General features: G+C 70.0%; 17 protein-coding genes and 1 riboswitch. Of the genes, 9 read left to right on the top strand and 8 right to left on the bottom strand.

The genetic code is table 11. The features are described from left to right. Positions 1-17 precede the first annotated feature (17 nt). Positions 18-860, top strand: a complete 843-nt coding sequence (otsB, locus tag L0P92_RS31680) for a trehalose-phosphatase (protein WP_234766494.1) — start codon at positions 18-20, stop codon at positions 858-860. Between the two features lie 47 nt (positions 861-907). On the opposite strand, the gene L0P92_RS31675 is transcribed toward otsB, so the two are convergent. Together L0P92_RS31675 and L0P92_RS31670 are read right to left on the bottom strand one after the other, a co-directional pair. Further along, positions 908-2,413 carry an alpha,alpha-trehalose-phosphate synthase (UDP-forming) gene (locus L0P92_RS31675; protein ID WP_234766493.1) on the bottom strand — a complete coding sequence of 502 codons (1,506 nt, stop codon included), beginning with the start codon at positions 2,411-2,413 and terminating at the stop codon, positions 908-910. Positions 2,414-2,509: 96 nt separating this feature from the next. Then, positions 2,510-3,454 carry a glucosyl-3-phosphoglycerate synthase gene (locus tag L0P92_RS31670; RefSeq protein WP_234766492.1) on the bottom strand — a complete coding sequence of 315 codons (945 nt, stop codon included), beginning with the start codon at positions 3,452-3,454 and terminating at the stop codon, positions 2,510-2,512. Positions 3,455-3,590: 136 nt separating this feature from the next. Further along, positions 3,591-3,729, top strand: a riboswitch (SAM riboswitch). Between the two features lie 18 nt (positions 3,730-3,747). Here L0P92_RS31670 and thrC point away from each other — a divergent pair. From thrC to groL, 4 genes are all read left to right on the top strand, one after another. Next, complete coding sequence (gene thrC / locus L0P92_RS31665; protein WP_234766491.1) at positions 3,748-5,046, top strand: threonine synthase; 1,299 nt, start codon at positions 3,748-3,750, stop codon at positions 5,044-5,046. Between the two features lie 87 nt (positions 5,047-5,133). Continuing rightward, entirely contained in the window at positions 5,134-5,409 is a 276-nt protein-coding gene (locus L0P92_RS31660; protein WP_055625113.1) for a MoaD/ThiS family protein, read from the top strand. 451 nt (positions 5,410-5,860) lie between these two features. Beyond that, positions 5,861-6,067, top strand: a complete 207-nt coding sequence (locus L0P92_RS31655; RefSeq protein ID WP_007493268.1) for a cold-shock protein — start codon at positions 5,861-5,863, stop codon at positions 6,065-6,067. Between the two features lie 301 nt (positions 6,068-6,368). After that, a complete protein-coding gene (gene groL, locus L0P92_RS31650; protein WP_234766490.1) occupies positions 6,369-7,991 on the top strand; it encodes a chaperonin GroEL in 1,623 nt (540 codons plus the stop codon). A gap of 225 nt (positions 7,992-8,216) precedes the next feature. Here the strand turns inward: groL and L0P92_RS31645 are convergent, their stop codons facing one another. Beyond that, positions 8,217-8,624: a winged helix-turn-helix transcriptional regulator gene (locus tag L0P92_RS31645; protein ID WP_234766489.1), complete on the bottom strand. Its 408-nt coding sequence runs from the start codon at positions 8,622-8,624 to the stop codon at positions 8,217-8,219. Positions 8,625-8,864: 240 nt separating this feature from the next. On the opposite strand from L0P92_RS31645, the gene L0P92_RS31640 reads away from it, so the two are divergent. From L0P92_RS31640 to L0P92_RS31630, 3 genes are all read left to right on the top strand, one after another. Continuing rightward, positions 8,865-9,530 (top strand): NAD(P)-dependent oxidoreductase, encoded by a 666-nt coding sequence (locus L0P92_RS31640; protein ID WP_234766488.1) that lies wholly within the window; start codon positions 8,865-8,867, stop codon positions 9,528-9,530. 124 nt (positions 9,531-9,654) lie between these two features. Next, the gene (locus L0P92_RS31635) at positions 9,655-10,782 is read left to right on the top strand and encodes an NADH:flavin oxidoreductase (RefSeq protein WP_234766487.1); all 1,128 of its coding nucleotides are present in this window, start codon (positions 9,655-9,657) and stop codon (positions 10,780-10,782) included. Positions 10,783-10,917: 135 nt separating this feature from the next. Then, the gene (locus L0P92_RS31630; RefSeq protein ID WP_234766486.1) at positions 10,918-12,372 is read left to right on the top strand and encodes an MFS transporter; all 1,455 of its coding nucleotides are present in this window, start codon (positions 10,918-10,920) and stop codon (positions 12,370-12,372) included. Between the two features lie 30 nt (positions 12,373-12,402). Here the strand turns inward: L0P92_RS31630 and L0P92_RS31625 are convergent, their stop codons facing one another. The 5 genes from L0P92_RS31625 to L0P92_RS31605 all read right to left on the bottom strand — a co-directional run bounded on the left by L0P92_RS31625 (position 12,403) and on the right by L0P92_RS31605 (position 15,562). Further along, positions 12,403-12,978 carry a hypothetical protein gene (locus tag L0P92_RS31625; protein WP_234766485.1) on the bottom strand — a complete coding sequence of 192 codons (576 nt, stop codon included), beginning with the start codon at positions 12,976-12,978 and terminating at the stop codon, positions 12,403-12,405. A gap of 43 nt (positions 12,979-13,021) precedes the next feature. Next, positions 13,022-13,996 carry an ankyrin repeat domain-containing protein gene (locus L0P92_RS31620; protein WP_234766484.1) on the bottom strand — a complete coding sequence of 325 codons (975 nt, stop codon included), beginning with the start codon at positions 13,994-13,996 and terminating at the stop codon, positions 13,022-13,024. A gap of 138 nt (positions 13,997-14,134) precedes the next feature. Then, positions 14,135-14,569, bottom strand: a complete 435-nt coding sequence (locus tag L0P92_RS31615) for a DUF2267 domain-containing protein (RefSeq protein ID WP_234766483.1) — start codon at positions 14,567-14,569, stop codon at positions 14,135-14,137. 67 nt (positions 14,570-14,636) lie between these two features. Next, complete coding sequence (locus L0P92_RS31610; protein ID WP_234766482.1) at positions 14,637-15,032, bottom strand: DUF2267 domain-containing protein; 396 nt, start codon at positions 15,030-15,032, stop codon at positions 14,637-14,639. Between the two features lie 98 nt (positions 15,033-15,130). Further along, a complete protein-coding gene (locus L0P92_RS31605; protein ID WP_234766481.1) occupies positions 15,131-15,562 on the bottom strand; it encodes an Hsp20/alpha crystallin family protein in 432 nt (143 codons plus the stop codon). Positions 15,563-15,690: 128 nt separating this feature from the next. On the opposite strand from L0P92_RS31605, the gene L0P92_RS31600 reads away from it, so the two are divergent. Beyond that, the gene (locus tag L0P92_RS31600; RefSeq protein WP_234766480.1) at positions 15,691-16,242 is read left to right on the top strand and encodes a type III effector protein; all 552 of its coding nucleotides are present in this window, start codon (positions 15,691-15,693) and stop codon (positions 16,240-16,242) included. Positions 16,243-16,263: the final 21 nt, after the last annotated feature.

Here is a 16,263-nt window from a genome sequence, read left to right as displayed (position 1 = left end):
AGGGATAGGGTCGGGGTATGGGTAGTCATACGGAAGCTCTCCCGACCCCTACCACCGAGCCCGGCCGCGCCGGCCTCGCCGCCATCCTCGGTCACCCCGCGCGGGCGCTCATCGCCCTCGACTTCGACGGCACCCTCGCCCCGATCGTCCCCGACCCCGAGAAGGCAAGACCTCACCCCGACGCGATCCCCGCCCTCACCGCCCTCGCCCCCAAGGTCGCAGCCGTAGCGGTGATCACCGGTCGCCCGGCCGAAACCGCGGTGCGCTACGGCGGCTTCGCCGACACCCCCGGCCTGGAACACCTCGTCGTCCTCGGCCACTACGGCGCCGAACGCTGGGACGCCGCCACCGGCGAGGTCACCGCTCCCGCCCCCCACCCCGGCATCGCCGCCATCCGCGCCGAACTCCCGGCTCTCCTCGACGGCATCGGCACCACCGGCACCTGGACCGAGGACAAGGGGCACGCCATCGCCGTGCACACCCGCCGCGCACCCGATCCCCAGGGCACCTTCGACACCCTCCGCGCCCCCCTCACCGACCTCGCCACCCGCAACGGCCTCGTCGTCGAACCGGGACGCATGGTCCTCGAACTCCGCCCACCCGGCATGGACAAGGGCAAGGCCCTCCGCGACTACGTCCGCGACCTCGGCGCCGAGTCCGTCCTCTACGCCGGCGACGACCTCGGCGACCTCCCGGCCTACGCGGCCGTGGCCGAACTCCGTTCCGACGGCACCCCCGGCCTCCTGGTGTGCAGCGGCAGCGAGGAGGTCACGGAGTTGTCGGAGAAGGCGGATGTGGTGGTGGACGGCCCGGAGGGGGTCGTACGACTGCTGCAGGCCATCGCCCGTCAGGCAGGCTGAAGGCTGACCGTCGCTGCCGCCGGCCGCCTCAACCGTCAAGCACCGCCTCAACCGTCAAGCGCCGCCCCACCGTCAAGCGCCCGCAACTGATCCAGGAACCACTGAGCCGGCGGCAGCGCCGTCGCTGCCGCCGAAAGCCGCTTCGACCGCTCCGCCCGCTCCTCCGGCCGCATCGACAGCGCCTCGTGCAGCGCCCGTGCCGTGTCGATCACGTCGTACGGGTTCACGGTGATCGCGTCCTCGCGCAGTTCCTCGAAGGCCCCGGCCTCCCGTGAGAGCACCAGCGCGCAGCCCTCGTCGGAGACGACCGGGACCTCCTTGGCGACGAGGTTCATGCCGTCGCGGATGGGGTTGACCAGAGCCACGTCGGCCAGCCGGTACGCGGCGAGGGAGCGGGCGAAGTCGTCCTTGACGTGGAGGACGACCGGGGTCCAGGTCGCGGTGCCGTAGCCGGAGTTGATCTCCTCTGCCACGCGCTGCACCTCGGCCGTGTAGTCGCGGTACACCGCCAGGTCCTGCCGGGACGGGTAGGCGAAGGCCACGTGGACGACCCGCTCGCGCCACTCGGGGTGGTCGTCGAGCAGCTGCCGGTAGGACAGCAGACCGCGCACGATGTTCTTGGAGAGTTCGGTGCGGTCGACGCGGACGATCGTCCGCCGGGCCCGTCCGTCGGGATCAGTGCCGATCTCGGCCCGCAACGCCGTCATCCGCTCCTCGACGTCCGGCCGGTGGGAGCGTTCGCGCAGGAACTCGGCGTCGGCGCCCAGAGCGTGTACGCCGATCCAGGTGGTACGCACGGGCGGATGCCCGGTCGGTGTGTGCTCGATCGACTTCGGGGCGCCGCTCGGCCACAGCGCGGAGATCCGCACGGGGTCCGTGGCCGCGGCGCAGCCCATGAACGCCTGGGCCCACCGCCAGGTGAGGAACCCTAGCCGGTCGGCGCCGAGCATGCCCCAGATCAGCTGCGCACGGATGTCGTCCGGCAGCAGAGCGAAGTACTCCGCCGGCGCCCACGGCGTATGCGAGAAGTGGCCGATCCGGACGTCCGGGCGCAGCTCGCGCAGCATCCCCGGCACCAGGCACAGGTGGTAGTCCTGCACCAGCACCGCCGCCCCCGGCGCCGCCTGCCGCGCCAGTTCCTGCGCGAACGCCCTGTTGTACGTCTCGTACGACGCCCACTGCCGTCGGAACTCCGCGTCGAAGACCGGCTCCAGCGGGGTCTGGTACAGCATGTGGTGGACGAACCACAACACCGAGTTCGCGATGCCGTTGTACGCGTCCGCGTGCACGTCGGCCGGGATGGGCAGCATGTGCACGCCCTCCTCGCCGACCCCGCGCCGCACCGCCTCGCGGTCGCCGTCGGACAGCGCCGAGCACACCCACAGGGCGCCCGCGTCCGGCCCGATCGCCGACAGTCCGGAGACGACTCCGCCGCCGCCCCGCTTGGAGCGCAGCGAGCCGTCGTCCTGCACCTCGTACGAGACCGGGCCGCGGTTCGACGCGACCAGCACCTTGGCAGCACCCTGCTCGGCAGCACCTTGAGTGGAAGCCATACGCGTCAACCTAGCCCGGCCCGGAAACGCTCAAACGTGCGGTTCAGCTCAGTGGCGCATCATCGTCGCGGCCCGTATACGGACGGTGTCCGTCGTTCACGCGACCTTCCGCGTCGCGTACTCCGCGATCTCCACCATCGGCGGCCGCTCCTCGGTGTCCACGGAGTAGGTACGCGGCTCGAAGCCGTCCTCGCCCCGCTCGAACTGGGTGAGGGACGGGCGGACCAGATGGCCGCGGGCCAGCCGCAGCTGGGCCGTGCGGTAGATCGCCGCGGACATCCGGCCCAGGGCCTGGCCGTCCTGGTGGCGGTGCTTGCGGACGCCCACGTCGACCTGGGCCAGCGCGTCGAGGCCCACCAGGTGCAGGGCGTCGACCAGCATGCCCAGCTCCACGCCGTATCCGACGGGGAACGGGAGCTGTTCCAGCAGGGAGCGGCGGGCCGCGTACTCGCCGCCGAGCGGCTGCACGAAGCCGGCCAGCTGGGGCCAGTGCATGTTCAGCAGCGGGCGGGCCATCAGTTCGGTGACCCGGCCGCCCTGCCCGGCTGCGCCGCCGAGGGGACGGTCGTACATGCCCTTGACCAGGTCGATCTCGGGGTCGGTGAGCAGCGGGCCGACGATGCCGGAGACGAAGTCGGAGGAGAAGTCCTTCAGGTCGGCGTCGATGAAGCAGACGATGTCCCCGGTCGTGACGAGCAGGGAGCGCCACAGCACCTCGCCCTTGCCGGGCACGGCCGGGATGCGCGGCAGGATCGCGTCCCGGTGCACCACGGTCGCGCCCGCCGCCGCGGCCACCTCGGAGGTGCGGTCGGTGGAGCCCGAGTCGACGACGACGATCTCGTCGACCAGCGGCACCTGCCGCATGAGGTCGTGACGGATGACCGCGACGATGTCGCCGACCGTCTCCTCCTCGTCGAGCGCGGGCAGGACGACGGAGACCGACCGGCCCGTACGCTGTTTGGCGGCCAGAATCTGGTGGAGCGGACGATCGCTCGCGGACCAGGAGCGGGTGCTCAGCCAGCGCTCGACTTCTTCCAGCACGTAAGCGGCTCCTTCGCGTGTGATCCATCTCGCGGTTCGGACGACTATCTCAACTGTCCTGGTTGTCGGTTACAGTCTTGAACAACGCGGGTGACCATCGCATGTCCTGTCCGGCCCGCCGACCACAACTTCATACCGCTCATCCAGAGGGGCAGAGGGATACGGCCCGATGAAGCCCCGGCAACCCTCCAGCCGGTCTCGTTCACGCGAGGCTCCCGGCTAGGGAAGGTGCCAAATCCGTCTCACGGCGAGATGCGTCGTGAGGAAGATGAGGAGAAAGGGCCTCGCCTCACATGGCTGCGCAGACTGTTGCAAGCACCACCGACTCCACCACCGGTTCCACGGTAGACCTCGGCCCCGCCGCGGCGCTGTCCTGCCGCGAGTGCGGTCACCGGGTGCCCCTCGGACCGGTCTTCGCGTGCGAGGAGTGTTTCGGCCCGCTGGAGATCGCCTACGACTTCTCGGCCTACGACACCGAGGAGCTCCGCAAGCGGATCGAAGCGGGCCCCGCCAACATCTGGCGCTACGCGCCGCTCCTTCCCGTCCCGGCCGACGTGGCGACCAAGCCGAACATCAACCCCGGCTGGACCCAGCTCGTCAAGGCCGACAACCTCGCGCGTGAGCTGGGTGTCGACGAGGGCAAGCTGTTCATCAAGGACGACTCCGGCAACCCGACGCACTCCTTCAAGGACCGCGTCGTCGCCCAGGCCCTGGAGGCCGCCCGCGCCTTCGGCTTCACCACCCTCTCCTGCTCCTCCACCGGCAACCTCGCCGGCGCGGTGGGTGCCGCGGCCGCCCGCGCCGGTTTCCGCTCCTGCGTGTTCATCCCGCACGACCTGGAGCAGGGCAAGGTCGTCATGGCCGCGGTCTACGGCGGCGAGCTCGTCGGCATCGAGGGCAACTACGACGACGTGAACCGTTTCTGCTCCGAGCTGATCGGCGACCCGGCCGGCGAGGGCTGGGGCTTCGTCAACGTCAACCTGCGGCCGTACTACGCCGAGGGCTCCAAGACGCTGGCGTACGAGATCTGCGAGCAGCTCGGCTGGCAGATCCCGGACCAGCTGGTCGTGCCGATCGCCTCCGGCTCGCAGCTCACGAAGATCGACAAGGGGCTTCAGGAGCTGATCAAGCTCGGGCTCGTCGAGGACAAGCCGTACAAGATCTTCGGTGCGCAGGCCGAGGGGTGCTCGCCGGTGTCGGTGGCCTTCAAGGCGGGGCACGACGTCGTACGGCCGCAGAAGCCGAACACCATCGCCAAGTCGCTGGCGATCGGCAACCCGGCGGACGGTCCGTATGTGCTGGACATCGCCCGTCGTACCGGGGGTGCGGTGGAGGACGTGACGGATGAGCAGGTCGTCGACGCGATCAAGGTGCTTGCGCGGACCGAGGGCATCTTCGCGGAGACCGCGGGTGGGGTGACCGTGGGGGTGACGCGGAAGCTGATCGAGGACGGGTTGCTCGATCCGGCGCTGACCACGGTCGTGCTCAACACCGGTGATGGTCTGAAGACGCTGGATGCGGTGGCCGGTACGGGGCTTACTGCGACCATTCGTCCCAACCTGGATTCGTTCCGCGAGGCCGGCCTCGTCTAGTTCCATTGTTCGTCTGCGGGCCGGTGGGGGCTGGTCGCGCAGTTCCCCGCGCCCCTTAAAGGCGACTACCTGACCGGAGGTCACAAAGTGAGCGTCACCGTCCGCATCCCCACCATCCTGCGTACCTACACCGGCGGGCAGGCCGAGGTCGCCGCCGAAGGCGCCACCCTCGCTGAGGTCATCAGCGACCTGGAGAAGAACCACACCGGGATCGCCGCCCGGGTGCTGGACGATCAGGGCAAGCTGCGTCGGTTCGTGAATGTCTACGTCAATGACGACGACGTGCGTTTCGAGCAGGGGCTGGAGACGGCCACCCCCGACGGTGCCGGTGTCTCCATCATTCCGGCCGTCGCCGGCGGCTGACCGGGCTGACCGAATGACCGATCATTACCTTCGGTAACACCGGTCACCGAGAGTTCATCGAATTGCCCCCTCCGTGAGAGAAGCGGAGGGGGCAATTCTGTGTGGTTGAGCGAGGTACAGTTGGGGAACGCGTCGCCGATCCAAGGGTCGGCACCCCTTTATTTCCACCGCGAGCCCGACAAGAAGTAGCCAAAGTGTGCGGGTTTTTTGCGGCTTTTGTTCTGTTTGCCGGGTCCGACTTGACCTGAAGTCAGCGGAATTGTCCCCACATTCCCGACCGGTCGTGCCCGGATTTCTCGTCCGATTGACCTGTTGCAGACGGCAGTTGGGCAGATACATTCAGCCGCGGTCGACGCGTTCCGGCGCACGCCCCCGACCGATGGGGGGTGAGGTCTGACCCGGATCCGCGAAGTGTGGATCTGTGCAAGGGCCAGTAATAGGGGAGTTAGGCATGGCTCAGGGCACCGTCAAGTGGTTCAACGCGGAGAAGGGGTACGGCTTCATCGCGGTCGACGGTGGTGCGGATGTTTTCGTCCACTACAGCGCGATCCAGATGGACGGGTACCGCACCCTGGAAGAGGGCCAGCGGGTCGATTTCGAGATCTCGCAGGGTCAGAAGGGGCCGCAGGCGGACATGGTCCGTCTGGCGACCGGCTGAAGCACGCGTCGACTTAACAGCAGCGACGTTCTTCTTCGAAGGGCCCGCACCTCCCGGGGTGCGGGCCCTTCGTCATGCCCGCACTCCGGGGGGTTCGATCCCCGAGAGCCGCTTGCACTCGCATGGGTCGAGTGCTAATCATTGGCGTTAGCACTCTGAAGGTGAGAGTGACAAAGAAGGACCGGGTCGGTGAGGCCCGCAGGCCAAGTGGGGCAAGGAACCACGAGGCTGGCGAGCCGTCCGTCGCGGGCGCGGGCGCGGTCCGAAGGAATCACCCCCAGTCCTGGAGGGACCACTTCACATGGCCAAGATCATCGCGTTCGACGAGGAGGCGCGGCGCGGCCTCGAGCGCGGCATGAACCAGCTCGCGGACGCCGTCAAGGTGACGCTCGGCCCCAAGGGTCGCAACGTCGTCCTCGAGAAGAAGTGGGGCGCCCCCACGATCACCAACGATGGTGTCTCCATCGCCAAGGAGATCGAGCTCGAGGACCCGTACGAGAAGATCGGCGCCGAGCTGGTCAAGGAAGTCGCCAAGAAGACGGACGACGTCGCCGGTGACGGTACGACCACCGCGACCGTTCTCGCCCAGGCCCTGGTCAAGGAAGGCCTGCGCAACGTAGCCGCCGGCGCCAACCCGATGGCCCTCAAGCGCGGTATCGAGCGTGCCGTCGAGGCCGTCTCCGCCGCCCTGCTGGAGCAGGCGAAGGACGTCGAGACCAAGGAGCAGATCGCTTCCACGGCCTCCATCTCCGCCGCCGACACCCAGATCGGCGAGCTCATCGCCGAGGCGATGGACAAGGTCGGCAAGGAAGGCGTCATCACCGTCGAGGAGTCCCAGACCTTCGGTCTGGAGCTGGAGCTCACCGAGGGTATGCGCTTCGACAAGGGCTACATCTCGGCGTACTTCGCCACCGACATGGAGCGTATGGAGGCCGTCCTCGACGACCCGTACATCCTGATCGCCAACTCCAAGATCTCCGCGGTCAAGGACCTGCTCCCGCTGCTGGAGAAGGTCATGCAGTCGGGCAAGCCGCTGCTGATCATCGCCGAGGACGTCGAGGGCGAGGCCCTGTCGACCCTGGTCGTCAACAAGATCCGCGGCACCTTCAAGTCCGTCGCCGTCAAGGCCCCGGGCTTCGGTGACCGTCGCAAGGCGATGCTGAACGACATCGCCATCCTCACCGGTGGCGAGGTCATCTCCGAGGAGGTCGGTCTCAAGCTGGAGAACACCTCCCTGGACCTCCTGGGCAAGGCCCGCAAGGTCGTCATCACCAAGGACGAGACCACCATCGTCGACGGTGCCGGCTCCTCGGAGCAGGTCGCGGGTCGTGTGAACCAGATCCGTGCCGAGATCGAGAACAGCGACTCGGACTACGACCGCGAGAAGCTGCAGGAGCGCCTGGCGAAGCTCGCCGGTGGCGTCGCCGTCATCAAGGCCGGTGCCGCGACCGAGGTCGAGCTCAAGGAGCGCAAGCACCGCATCGAGGACGCCGTGCGCAACGCCAAGGCGGCCGTCGAGGAGGGCATCGTCGCCGGTGGTGGCGTGGCCCTGCTGCAGGCCTCCGGTGTGTTCGAGAAGCTGGAGCTGGAGGGTGACGAGGCGACCGGTGCTGCCGCGGTCAAGCTCGCGCTTGAGGCTCCGCTGAAGCAGATCGCCGTGAACGCCGGTCTTGAGGGCGGCGTCGTGGTGGAGAAGGTCCGCAACCTCACCCCGGGTCACGGCCTGAACGCCGCGACCGGTGAGTACGTCGACCTGGTCGCCGAGGGCATCATCGACCCGGCGAAGGTGACGCGGTCCGCGCTGCAGAACGCCGCGTCGATCGCTGCGCTGTTCCTGACGACCGAGGCTGTTATCGCCGACAAGCCGGAGAAGGCCGCTGCGCCTGCCGGTGGCGGTATGCCGGGCGGTGACATGGACTTCTGATCGGCCTCGGGGGCATTGACCTCCGGTTGATCAACGTCCTTGCCGAGGGCGGTACTTCCTGTTGCGACAGGGGGTGCCGCCCTCGGTGTTTTGGCGGGTGCGGGCCGGTGGGGACTGGTCGCGCAGTTCCCCGCGCCCCTTAAAGGCCGCCTTCGGCGGCTGCGGGTAGTCGTGGCTGGTCGCGCCCGCGCGGCGGAGCCGCATATCGATACAGCCCCGCGCCCCTTAAGGGGCGCCTGCCTGGGTGCGGTTGGTTCGGATCTCGTCGTGGTGGGTGGTGGCCCAGGCGATCAGTTGCATGACGATCTCGTGCAGGCCGCGGCCGAGGGGGGCAAGGGCGTATTCCACGCGTGGTGGTACCTCGGCGTAGGCGGTGCGGGTGATGAGGCCGTCGTCCTGGAGTTGGCGCAGAGTGTGGGTGAGCATGCGCTGGGAGATGCCGGGGATCTGGCGTTGCAGGTCGGTGTAGCGCAGGGGGCCGTCCTGGAGGACGGCGATGATCAGCATGCTCCACTTGTCGCCGACCCGGTCGAGGACCTGCCGGATGAAGGCCATGTGGTCGGCGGGGATGCTCGCGCACGGCCCCGCCGCGGCCGCCATCTCCATTCCTGCGCTGTCCTGCATGGCGCCCATTCCTCTCTGTCGCGCACACCGATGTGCCTTTTGTACCGCCTTCCATACTGGCTCATTATGGCGTTACGAACTAATGAGAGGAATCGCAGGTCAGGGCTGTGAAGGTAGAGATCTGGGACCCCGACGGCTGTGCCGTGCCCGCCCGCTCCTGACCTCTCGCCCATCCCTCCGTCTCGTTGAAAGGCGTCATCACCATGTCGTACCTGCTGCACATCGACTCCTTCTCGCTCGGTGATCCCCATGACTGACCTGCTCGTCCTCGGCGGCAGCGGCCGCACCGGAATCCACGTACTCCGCGAGGCCGCCGCCCGCGGCCATCGCGTCCGCGCCCTAGTGCGCGACCCCGACGCGGTCCAGGCCCTGGCCGGCGTCGAACTCGTCCAGGGCACGCCCGCGAACATCGACGATCTCCGCAGGGCCGCCCGCAGCACCGAGGCCGTGATCAGCGTGCTCAGCAACGCCCGCGCCTCGGACAACCCCTGGGCCAGGCCCGTCAGCCCGCCCGCCTTCATGACGACCGCCGCCCGCGACACCCTGACCGTGATGGACGAGCAGGGCATCCACCGGATCGTCCTGGCCTCCACGCAGGGCGCGGGCGACGACTGGGCCCACCTCAACCCGGTGGCGAAGGCGTTCATCAAGGCGTCCAACATCAAGGCCGGTTTCGCCGACCACGACGGAGTCGACCGGGCCGTGCGCGCCTCGCACGCCGACTGGACCCTGGTCCGTGCCGTCGCCCTCAGCGACAAACCGGCCGGCGGCGAGGTGAAGGCCGCCGAACGCGGGACCGGTAAGCCGGCCGCGCGGATCAGCCGCGCCGACTTCGCCGGCTTCCTGATCGACGCCGTGGAGCAGGGCGCCTGGATCCGTCAGGCCCCGCTGGTGTGGAACGCCCGGGGCCGCTGAGGGTCCGCCTGTCCGACCGGGAATGCCCAGACTCACATTCCCCGTTGCTTAAGGAGGTGCAACAATGCGTACGCACATACCATCCGGTCCGATATAGCCAGCCCGCCTTCAAGGAGCCCTCCCTGTGACCCTCACCCAGCCCGCCGCCTCCCGCGCGGCCCAGATCCTGTCCCGGCCGACCGTGATCAACGGCCTGACCGTCCCGAACCGCATCGTGATGGCGCCGATGACGCGCATGTTCTCCCCGGGCGGCGTTCCCGGTGAGGACGTGCTGTCGTACTACGCGCGGCGGGCCGCGGCCGGTGTCGGGCTGATCGTCACCGAGGGGACCTACGTCGGCCACGACTCGGCCGGGCAGAGCGACCGGGTGCCGCGGTTCCACGGGGAGGAGCAGCTGGCGGGCTGGGCGAAGGTCGCCGACGCGGTGCACGCGGCGGGCGGGACGATCGTGCCGCAGTTGTGGCACATCGGCATGGTGCGCGAGCAGGGGCAGCCGCCGTACGCCGAGGCGCCCGCCGTCGGTCCCTCCGGGCTGCGGATCGGCGCCGACGAAGCCACCGGCAAGGCGATGACCCAGAGCGACCTCGACGACGTCATCGACGCCTTCGCCCAGGCCGCCGCGGACGCGGAGCGCATCGGCTTCGACGGCGTGGAGATCCACGGCGCCCACGGCTACCTCGTCGACCAGTTCCTGTGGGAGGGGACCAACCGTCGCACGGACGCGTACGGCGGTGACCCCGTCGCCCGTACGAAGTTCGCGGCGGAGATCGTGGCCGCCGTACGCGAGAGGGTCTCCGCGGAGTTCCCCGTCATCTTCCGCTACTCGCAGTGGAAGCAGGAGGCCTACCAGGCCCGTCTCGCCGAGACCCCCGAGGAGCTGGAGGCCATCCTCGCCCCGCTCGCCGCGGCCGGCGTCGACGCCTTCCACGCCTCCACCCGCCGCTACTGGCTCCCGGAGTTCGACGGCTCCGACCTCAACCTGGCCGGCTGGACGAAGAAGCTGACCGGCAAGCCCACCATCACCGTCGGCTCGGTCGGCCTGGACGGGGAGTTCCTGGGCGCGTTCGTCGGCAAGGGCTCCGAGGTCAAGGGCATCGACGATCTGCTGGACCGGCTGGAGGCCGAGGAGTTCGACTTCGTCGCCGTCGGCCGCGCGCTGCTCCAGGACCCGGAGTGGGCGGCGAAGGTGCTGGACGGGCGCTTCGGTGAGCTGGCGGCGTATGACGCGGCGTCGCTGAAGACCCTGAGCTGACGTAGGTCCGGTCACCCTCCTCGTGGGGGTGACCTGCCTCGCTTGAGTAAGTCAATCAACTGACTTAAGGTTGCCTCGGTCAATCACGCGTGCCCTGCGCGTGCATTCACGCCCGTACGCCGACGGAGGCCCCGCATGTCCCACCCCCCATCGCCGAGAACGAATGCCGTGGTGGCGGTGCTGGCCTTCGCCGGGATCGTCGTGTCGCTGATGCAGACCCTGGTCATCCCGATCGTCCCGGAGCTGCCGCGTCTGCTCGACGCGCCCGCGTCGGACGCGGCCTGGGCGGTCACGGCGACGCTGCTCGCGGCCGCCGTCGCCACGCCGGTGATGGGGCGGCTCGGCGACATGTACGGCAAGCGGCGGATGCTGCTGGTCAGCATCGTGCTGCTGGTGGGCGGCTCGGTGGTGTGCGCGCTGAGCGACTCGCTGGTGCCGATGATCGTCGGACGGGTGCTCCAGGGTCTGGCCTCCGGCGTCATCCCCCTCGGCATCAGCATCATGCGGGACGAACTCCCCGCCGAACGCCTCGGCTCCGCCACCGCCCTGATGAGCGCCTCCCTCGGCATCGGCGGCGCGCTCGGTCTGCCCGCCGCCGCGCTGATCGCGGACTACTTCAACTGGCACGTCCTGTTCTGGACGTCGGCCGGCATGGGTGTCGTGGCGCTGGTGTGCGTGCTGCTGTTCGTGCCCGAGTCGAAGGTGCGCTCCGGCGGGCGGTTCGACCTGGTCGGCGGTGTGGGCCTGGCGGCCGGGCTGGTGTGTCTGCTGCTGGGCGTCTCCAAGGGTGCCGACTGGGGCTGGGGCAGCGGTACGACGCTGGGGCTGTTCGCGGCGGCCGTGGTGATCCTGCTGGCGTGGGGCTGGTGGGAGCTGCGGACCGGGCAGCCGCTGGTCGACCTGCGGACGACGGCCCGCCGCCAGGTGCTGGTCACCAACCTGGCCTCGATCGCCGTGGGCTTCGCGATGTTCGCGATGAGCCTGGTCATCCCGCAGCTCCTCCAGCTCCCCGCGGAGACCGGCTACGGCCTCGGCAAGTCGATGCTGGTCGCGGGCCTGTGCATGGCGCCGTCCGGCCTGGTGATGATGGCGACGGCCCCGGTGTCGGCCGCGATCTCCCGGGCCAAGGGCCCGAAGGTCACGCTCATGATCGGCGTCCTGATCGTGGCCGCCGGATACAGCCTCAACATCGTCCTGATGTCCGAGGTCTGGCACTTCGTCCTGGTGGCCTGCGTCATCGGCGCGGGCGTCGGCTTCGGCTACGGCTCGATGCCGGCCCTCATCATGAGCGCCGTACCGGCGTCGGAGACGGCCGCCGCGAACAGCCTCAACACGTTGATGCGCTCGCTCGGTACGTCCAGTGCGAGTGCGGTCGCGGGTGTGATCCTCGCCCAGATGACGACGAACCTCGGCGGTTACGCGCTGCCGTCCGAGAACGGCTTCAAGGTGGTCCTGGCGGTGGGTGCGGGGGCGGCGCTGCTGGCCTTCGTGGTGGCGTCGTTCATCCCCCGGCAGGGGGCCGCCGCCGCTGACGGGGAGCCGGTGAGGTCGGAGGGCTCGGCGGAACCGGCGGGGGCGGCCAAGCAGTGACCACGGCATTCCGAACCAAAGGTTGCCGAACTACAGGTTGCCCAGCGGCTCGATGTCGACCTTCACCGGGGTGCCCCAGACGCGCAGCACCTCGTAGTCCGTGAACTCGTGCACCAGCCGGTACGCCATCGCCGGGCGCGGGCCGCGGCGCGCGGCGGCGAGGTAGAGCTCGGCCTCGCGCCGGTCGCGGCGCGGGGTGCCGCACAGCTGCCACTCCTGTCCGTTCCACAGCTCCGGCAGCCAGCGCTGCTGGGGCTGCGGGCGGTCGCCGCGGACGCCGTAGCGGGAGGGGACCGGGTGCTCGGGGGCGTAGGGCACGGCCGGGCCGGAGCCGTTGAACTCGGCGCGGCGGGCCGAGCGGCGACGGGTCTCGCAGAGCAGGCAGAGGTCGGGGGCGGCGGTGTCGACCGGGCCGTTCGGGTGCTCCGGGCAGCGGGTCGCCGGGGCGGCGCCGGTGACGCTCTCGTCGAGCAGGTCGAGAGCGCGACGCAGATCCGCCTTGATCTCGTGCAGCCTGGCGTCCGGGGTGTCGGCGGTGAGGGACTCGCCGTGCTCGCCCACGAGCCGGAGGGCTCGGCCGAGGGCGGTCAGTTGGGCGTGGTTCATGGGTGGCTCCGGGGCTTCGCGAGGGCCTGGTCAGCGTAGTCCTTCAGGTCGCCCAGTAATCGCGGTCCGGCAGTTCGACCCAGTGGTCCGGTGGGCCGAGGATCGCTCGGGTGTCGGTCGGGCGCAGACCGGCGTACGCGAGCGAGTAGGCCACCGCCTGGTAGCAGTGGACGTACGAGAACAGGACGTCCGCCGGGCCGTCCTCCGGGTTCGGGCCGCCGCCCGGGTGGAGGTCCCAGCCCTCGCAGACGCCGTCGCGGTGGATGCTGCCCTGGTTGCCGCTCTTGGGGTTGGCGTACAGGCCGTAGGAGACGGTGCCTGCGGAGAGGCGGGTGTGTACGCCGGGCATTGAAGGGCCGTATCCCCACGGCTGGGTGACGACGCAGCCGCCCGGCACGGTCGTCACGCCGACGAGGCGCAGGCTCTCGTCCGGGTCGTGGTCGTACGGGGCCGCCAGCAGATCGGTCATCAGCTCGGCGTCGGCCGGTGTCGCCTCCAGACGGCGTATCGCCTCCTCGGCGTCGATCCCGGCCACGCAGGCCAGCCCCGTCCCGTCGTAGTAGAGGTCCCCGAGGGCCGCTCTGAGCCTGCGGCCTTCCTCCGCCACCGCGCGCTCCGCCTCCGTCAGACCTGGCTGAGCCTCGTGCAGCCCGGTGAACAGACCGGGCTCCGGCCCGGCGAGGCTCAGCCGCCCCGGCGTCCAGCCGCCGTACCCGATCCATCCCGGGTCGGCTCCGGCGGCGGCCAGTGCTCGCGCGTTCTCAGAACGGCGCGCCACCACCGCCTCCCACAGTGCGGTGGTGCCGTTCTCCAGGGCGTCCACGTCCGCCACGCGCCGCGCCAGCTCCGCGACGACCTCGGGCGAGCCGAACACCGCCGCCCGGTGCAGGGGCCGCGAGCTCCCGCCGCCCCACCTCTCCGGATCGGCTCCCGCATCGAGCCGCCGCCTCACGTCCTCGTGGTCCTGCCAGCCCCGATAGTCCATGCCGGCCCAGCCGCCGGCGTCCCTACCCGTCATCCGTGCCCCCACCAGCCCGTCGATCTCCCGTCCTCACACCATCGCAGACAGCACTGACAACGGGCCGCGCACGCCTCCGCCCGGGGCACGAGCTTCGGGCTGTGGGTCCGTGCCCCGGGCCGGGAGGATCCGGGCTGGCTATGCGGCCCGGGTGAGTTCGGCGCGGCCGAACAACAGCGCGTAGCCGGAGGGGAGTCGGCGCAGGATGCGGGTGAGGAGGTCGGGGCCGGCGATGGCCGCGACGGCGCACAGGACGGAGCCGGTGTCCCAGCGGGTGGTGGCCGGGGTGGCGCCGGTACGGGCCGCGAGGTCCTTGACGAAGGCCCAGCCGGTCAGGGGCTGGGTGTCGGGGATCTGTTCGGTGAGGAGCCGTGCGGCTTCGAGGGGCAGACGGGCGGCCAGTTCGACGCGCTCGTCGCCCGTCAGTTGGCGTCCGAGTCCCGCGAGGATCAGGCGGACGGCTTCCTCGGCCCGTTCCCGCGTGGGGTAGGCGCCTTCGTAGCGGACCTTCTCCAGCATCTGCTCGTATGTCATGGCGGGCTGGTGCCGGATGGGTGTACGCCGGTCGGACATCGGTGGTGGTTGCCTTTCTGTCGCCAAGGTCGTGGTGCCGGTGTGCGGACACCGGATGTGTGTGCGGTCAGGCGGGCTGGGGGCGGCCGAAGAGGAGGTCGTAGCCCGCCGGGAGCTGGAGCAGGATCTGACTGAGCAGGTCGTCCTCGGCCGCGTCGGCGACCGTGCTGAGGACGGCGCTGACGTCCCAGGCCGCGGTCTGGTCGGTCGCCCCCTCGATCCAGGCCGCCGTCGCCCGCACGAACCGCTCCGGCGGGAGGGGTTCGGCGCTCTGCAGCGGGGTGAGGAGGATCAGGGCGAAGCCCTCCGGCAGTCGCGTCGCCAACTGGGCACGCACCTCACCGACCAGGTGTGCGCCCAGCAGGGCGAGCACGACGCGGGCCGCCCGCTCCGCCTCCTGGAGGCTGCCGTACTCACCGCGCTCCTTCACCCGATCGAGGAACGCTTCCCGTCGCAGTGTCACTTCGGCCGCCACCCTTCTTCGACCCGAGGGCGCGGAGGACGGGAGAGGGGGAGATCAGGTGCCCGTCCTCCGCCGCTGTTCGGCCCGCGTCGCCCGGCTCAGCCGGAGATCTCCTTGCGGTCCGACCCCCCGCCGATGGCGATCTTGCGGGGCTTGGCGCGCTCGGCGATCGGGATGCGCAGGGTGAGCACCCCGGCGTCGTAGTCGGCCTTGATGTGCTCGGTGTCCAGCGTGTCGGCCAGCACGATCTGGCGGGAGAAGACACCCAGCGGACGCTCCGAGAGCTCCATCTGCACGTTGTCGGCCTTCGTCACGGGCCGTCGCTCGGCCTTGACGGTCAGCATGTTCCGTTCGACGTCGATGTCGATGGCCTCCGGGGTGACGCCAGGGAGGTCGAAGGCCACCACGTACTCGTCGCCCTCGCGGTAGGCGTCCATCGCCATCGCGGCCGGCCGCGACCAGGTGCCCGGGCTCATCATCTGCTGAGCCAGCCGGTCGAGCTCACGGAAGGGGTCAGTGCGCATCAACATCGCGAAACACCTCCAGCAGGTTCGGGCAGTTGCTGCCAATGCGCCTCACTGAAACCGTTGTAGCATGTCATCCATTGGATGACAAACGCGCGATGTCGTCCAAACGATGACGACGTGAGGAGGCGACGGTGACAGCAGCCGACCAACCGGTCCCCAGCGGTTCCGACCCCCGCAGCCCGGCTTCGTTCCTCGCCGCGGCGGCGGCCCTGCGAGCGATAGACGACGCCCTGCGTGCCGCTCAGCACGTGGGCCCCGATGCCTCTGTCGCGCCCGGCTCCGCCCCCGGCCCCGAGCAGGCCCTGGCCTCTCTGCTCCTGCTGCGGCAGGTGCGCGAACAGCTCGCCGGCTGGGAAACCGGTCTGATCGAATCCGCCCGCCAGGCAGGCGCCAGCTGGGCCGACCTCGCCCACCCTCTCGGCGTCGCCAGCCGCCAGGCCGCCGAACGCCGCTACCTGCGGGGCCGGCCCGGTCCCGAGGGAAGCACCGGCGAACAGCGCGTCCAGGCCACCCGCTCACGCCGCGCCGCCGACCGCACCGCCGCCGCGTCGGCCCGCCGCAACGCAGCCGACCTGCGCCGCGTCGCCGGCCAGATCACCGCCCTCGACGACCTGCCCGCCGCCGCCCACCTCGCGCTCAGCCAACTCCACGCGGCCTTGGACGGCGCGAAGAGCATGGGCTAGTCGGGCACAGCCGGGTTCGTG

This window comes from Streptomyces muensis (assembly GCF_021474425.1).
GTDB lineage: Bacteria > Actinomycetota > Actinomycetes > Streptomycetales > Streptomycetaceae > Streptomyces > Streptomyces muensis.
This window is presented reverse-complemented; position numbering and strand designations above follow the sequence as displayed.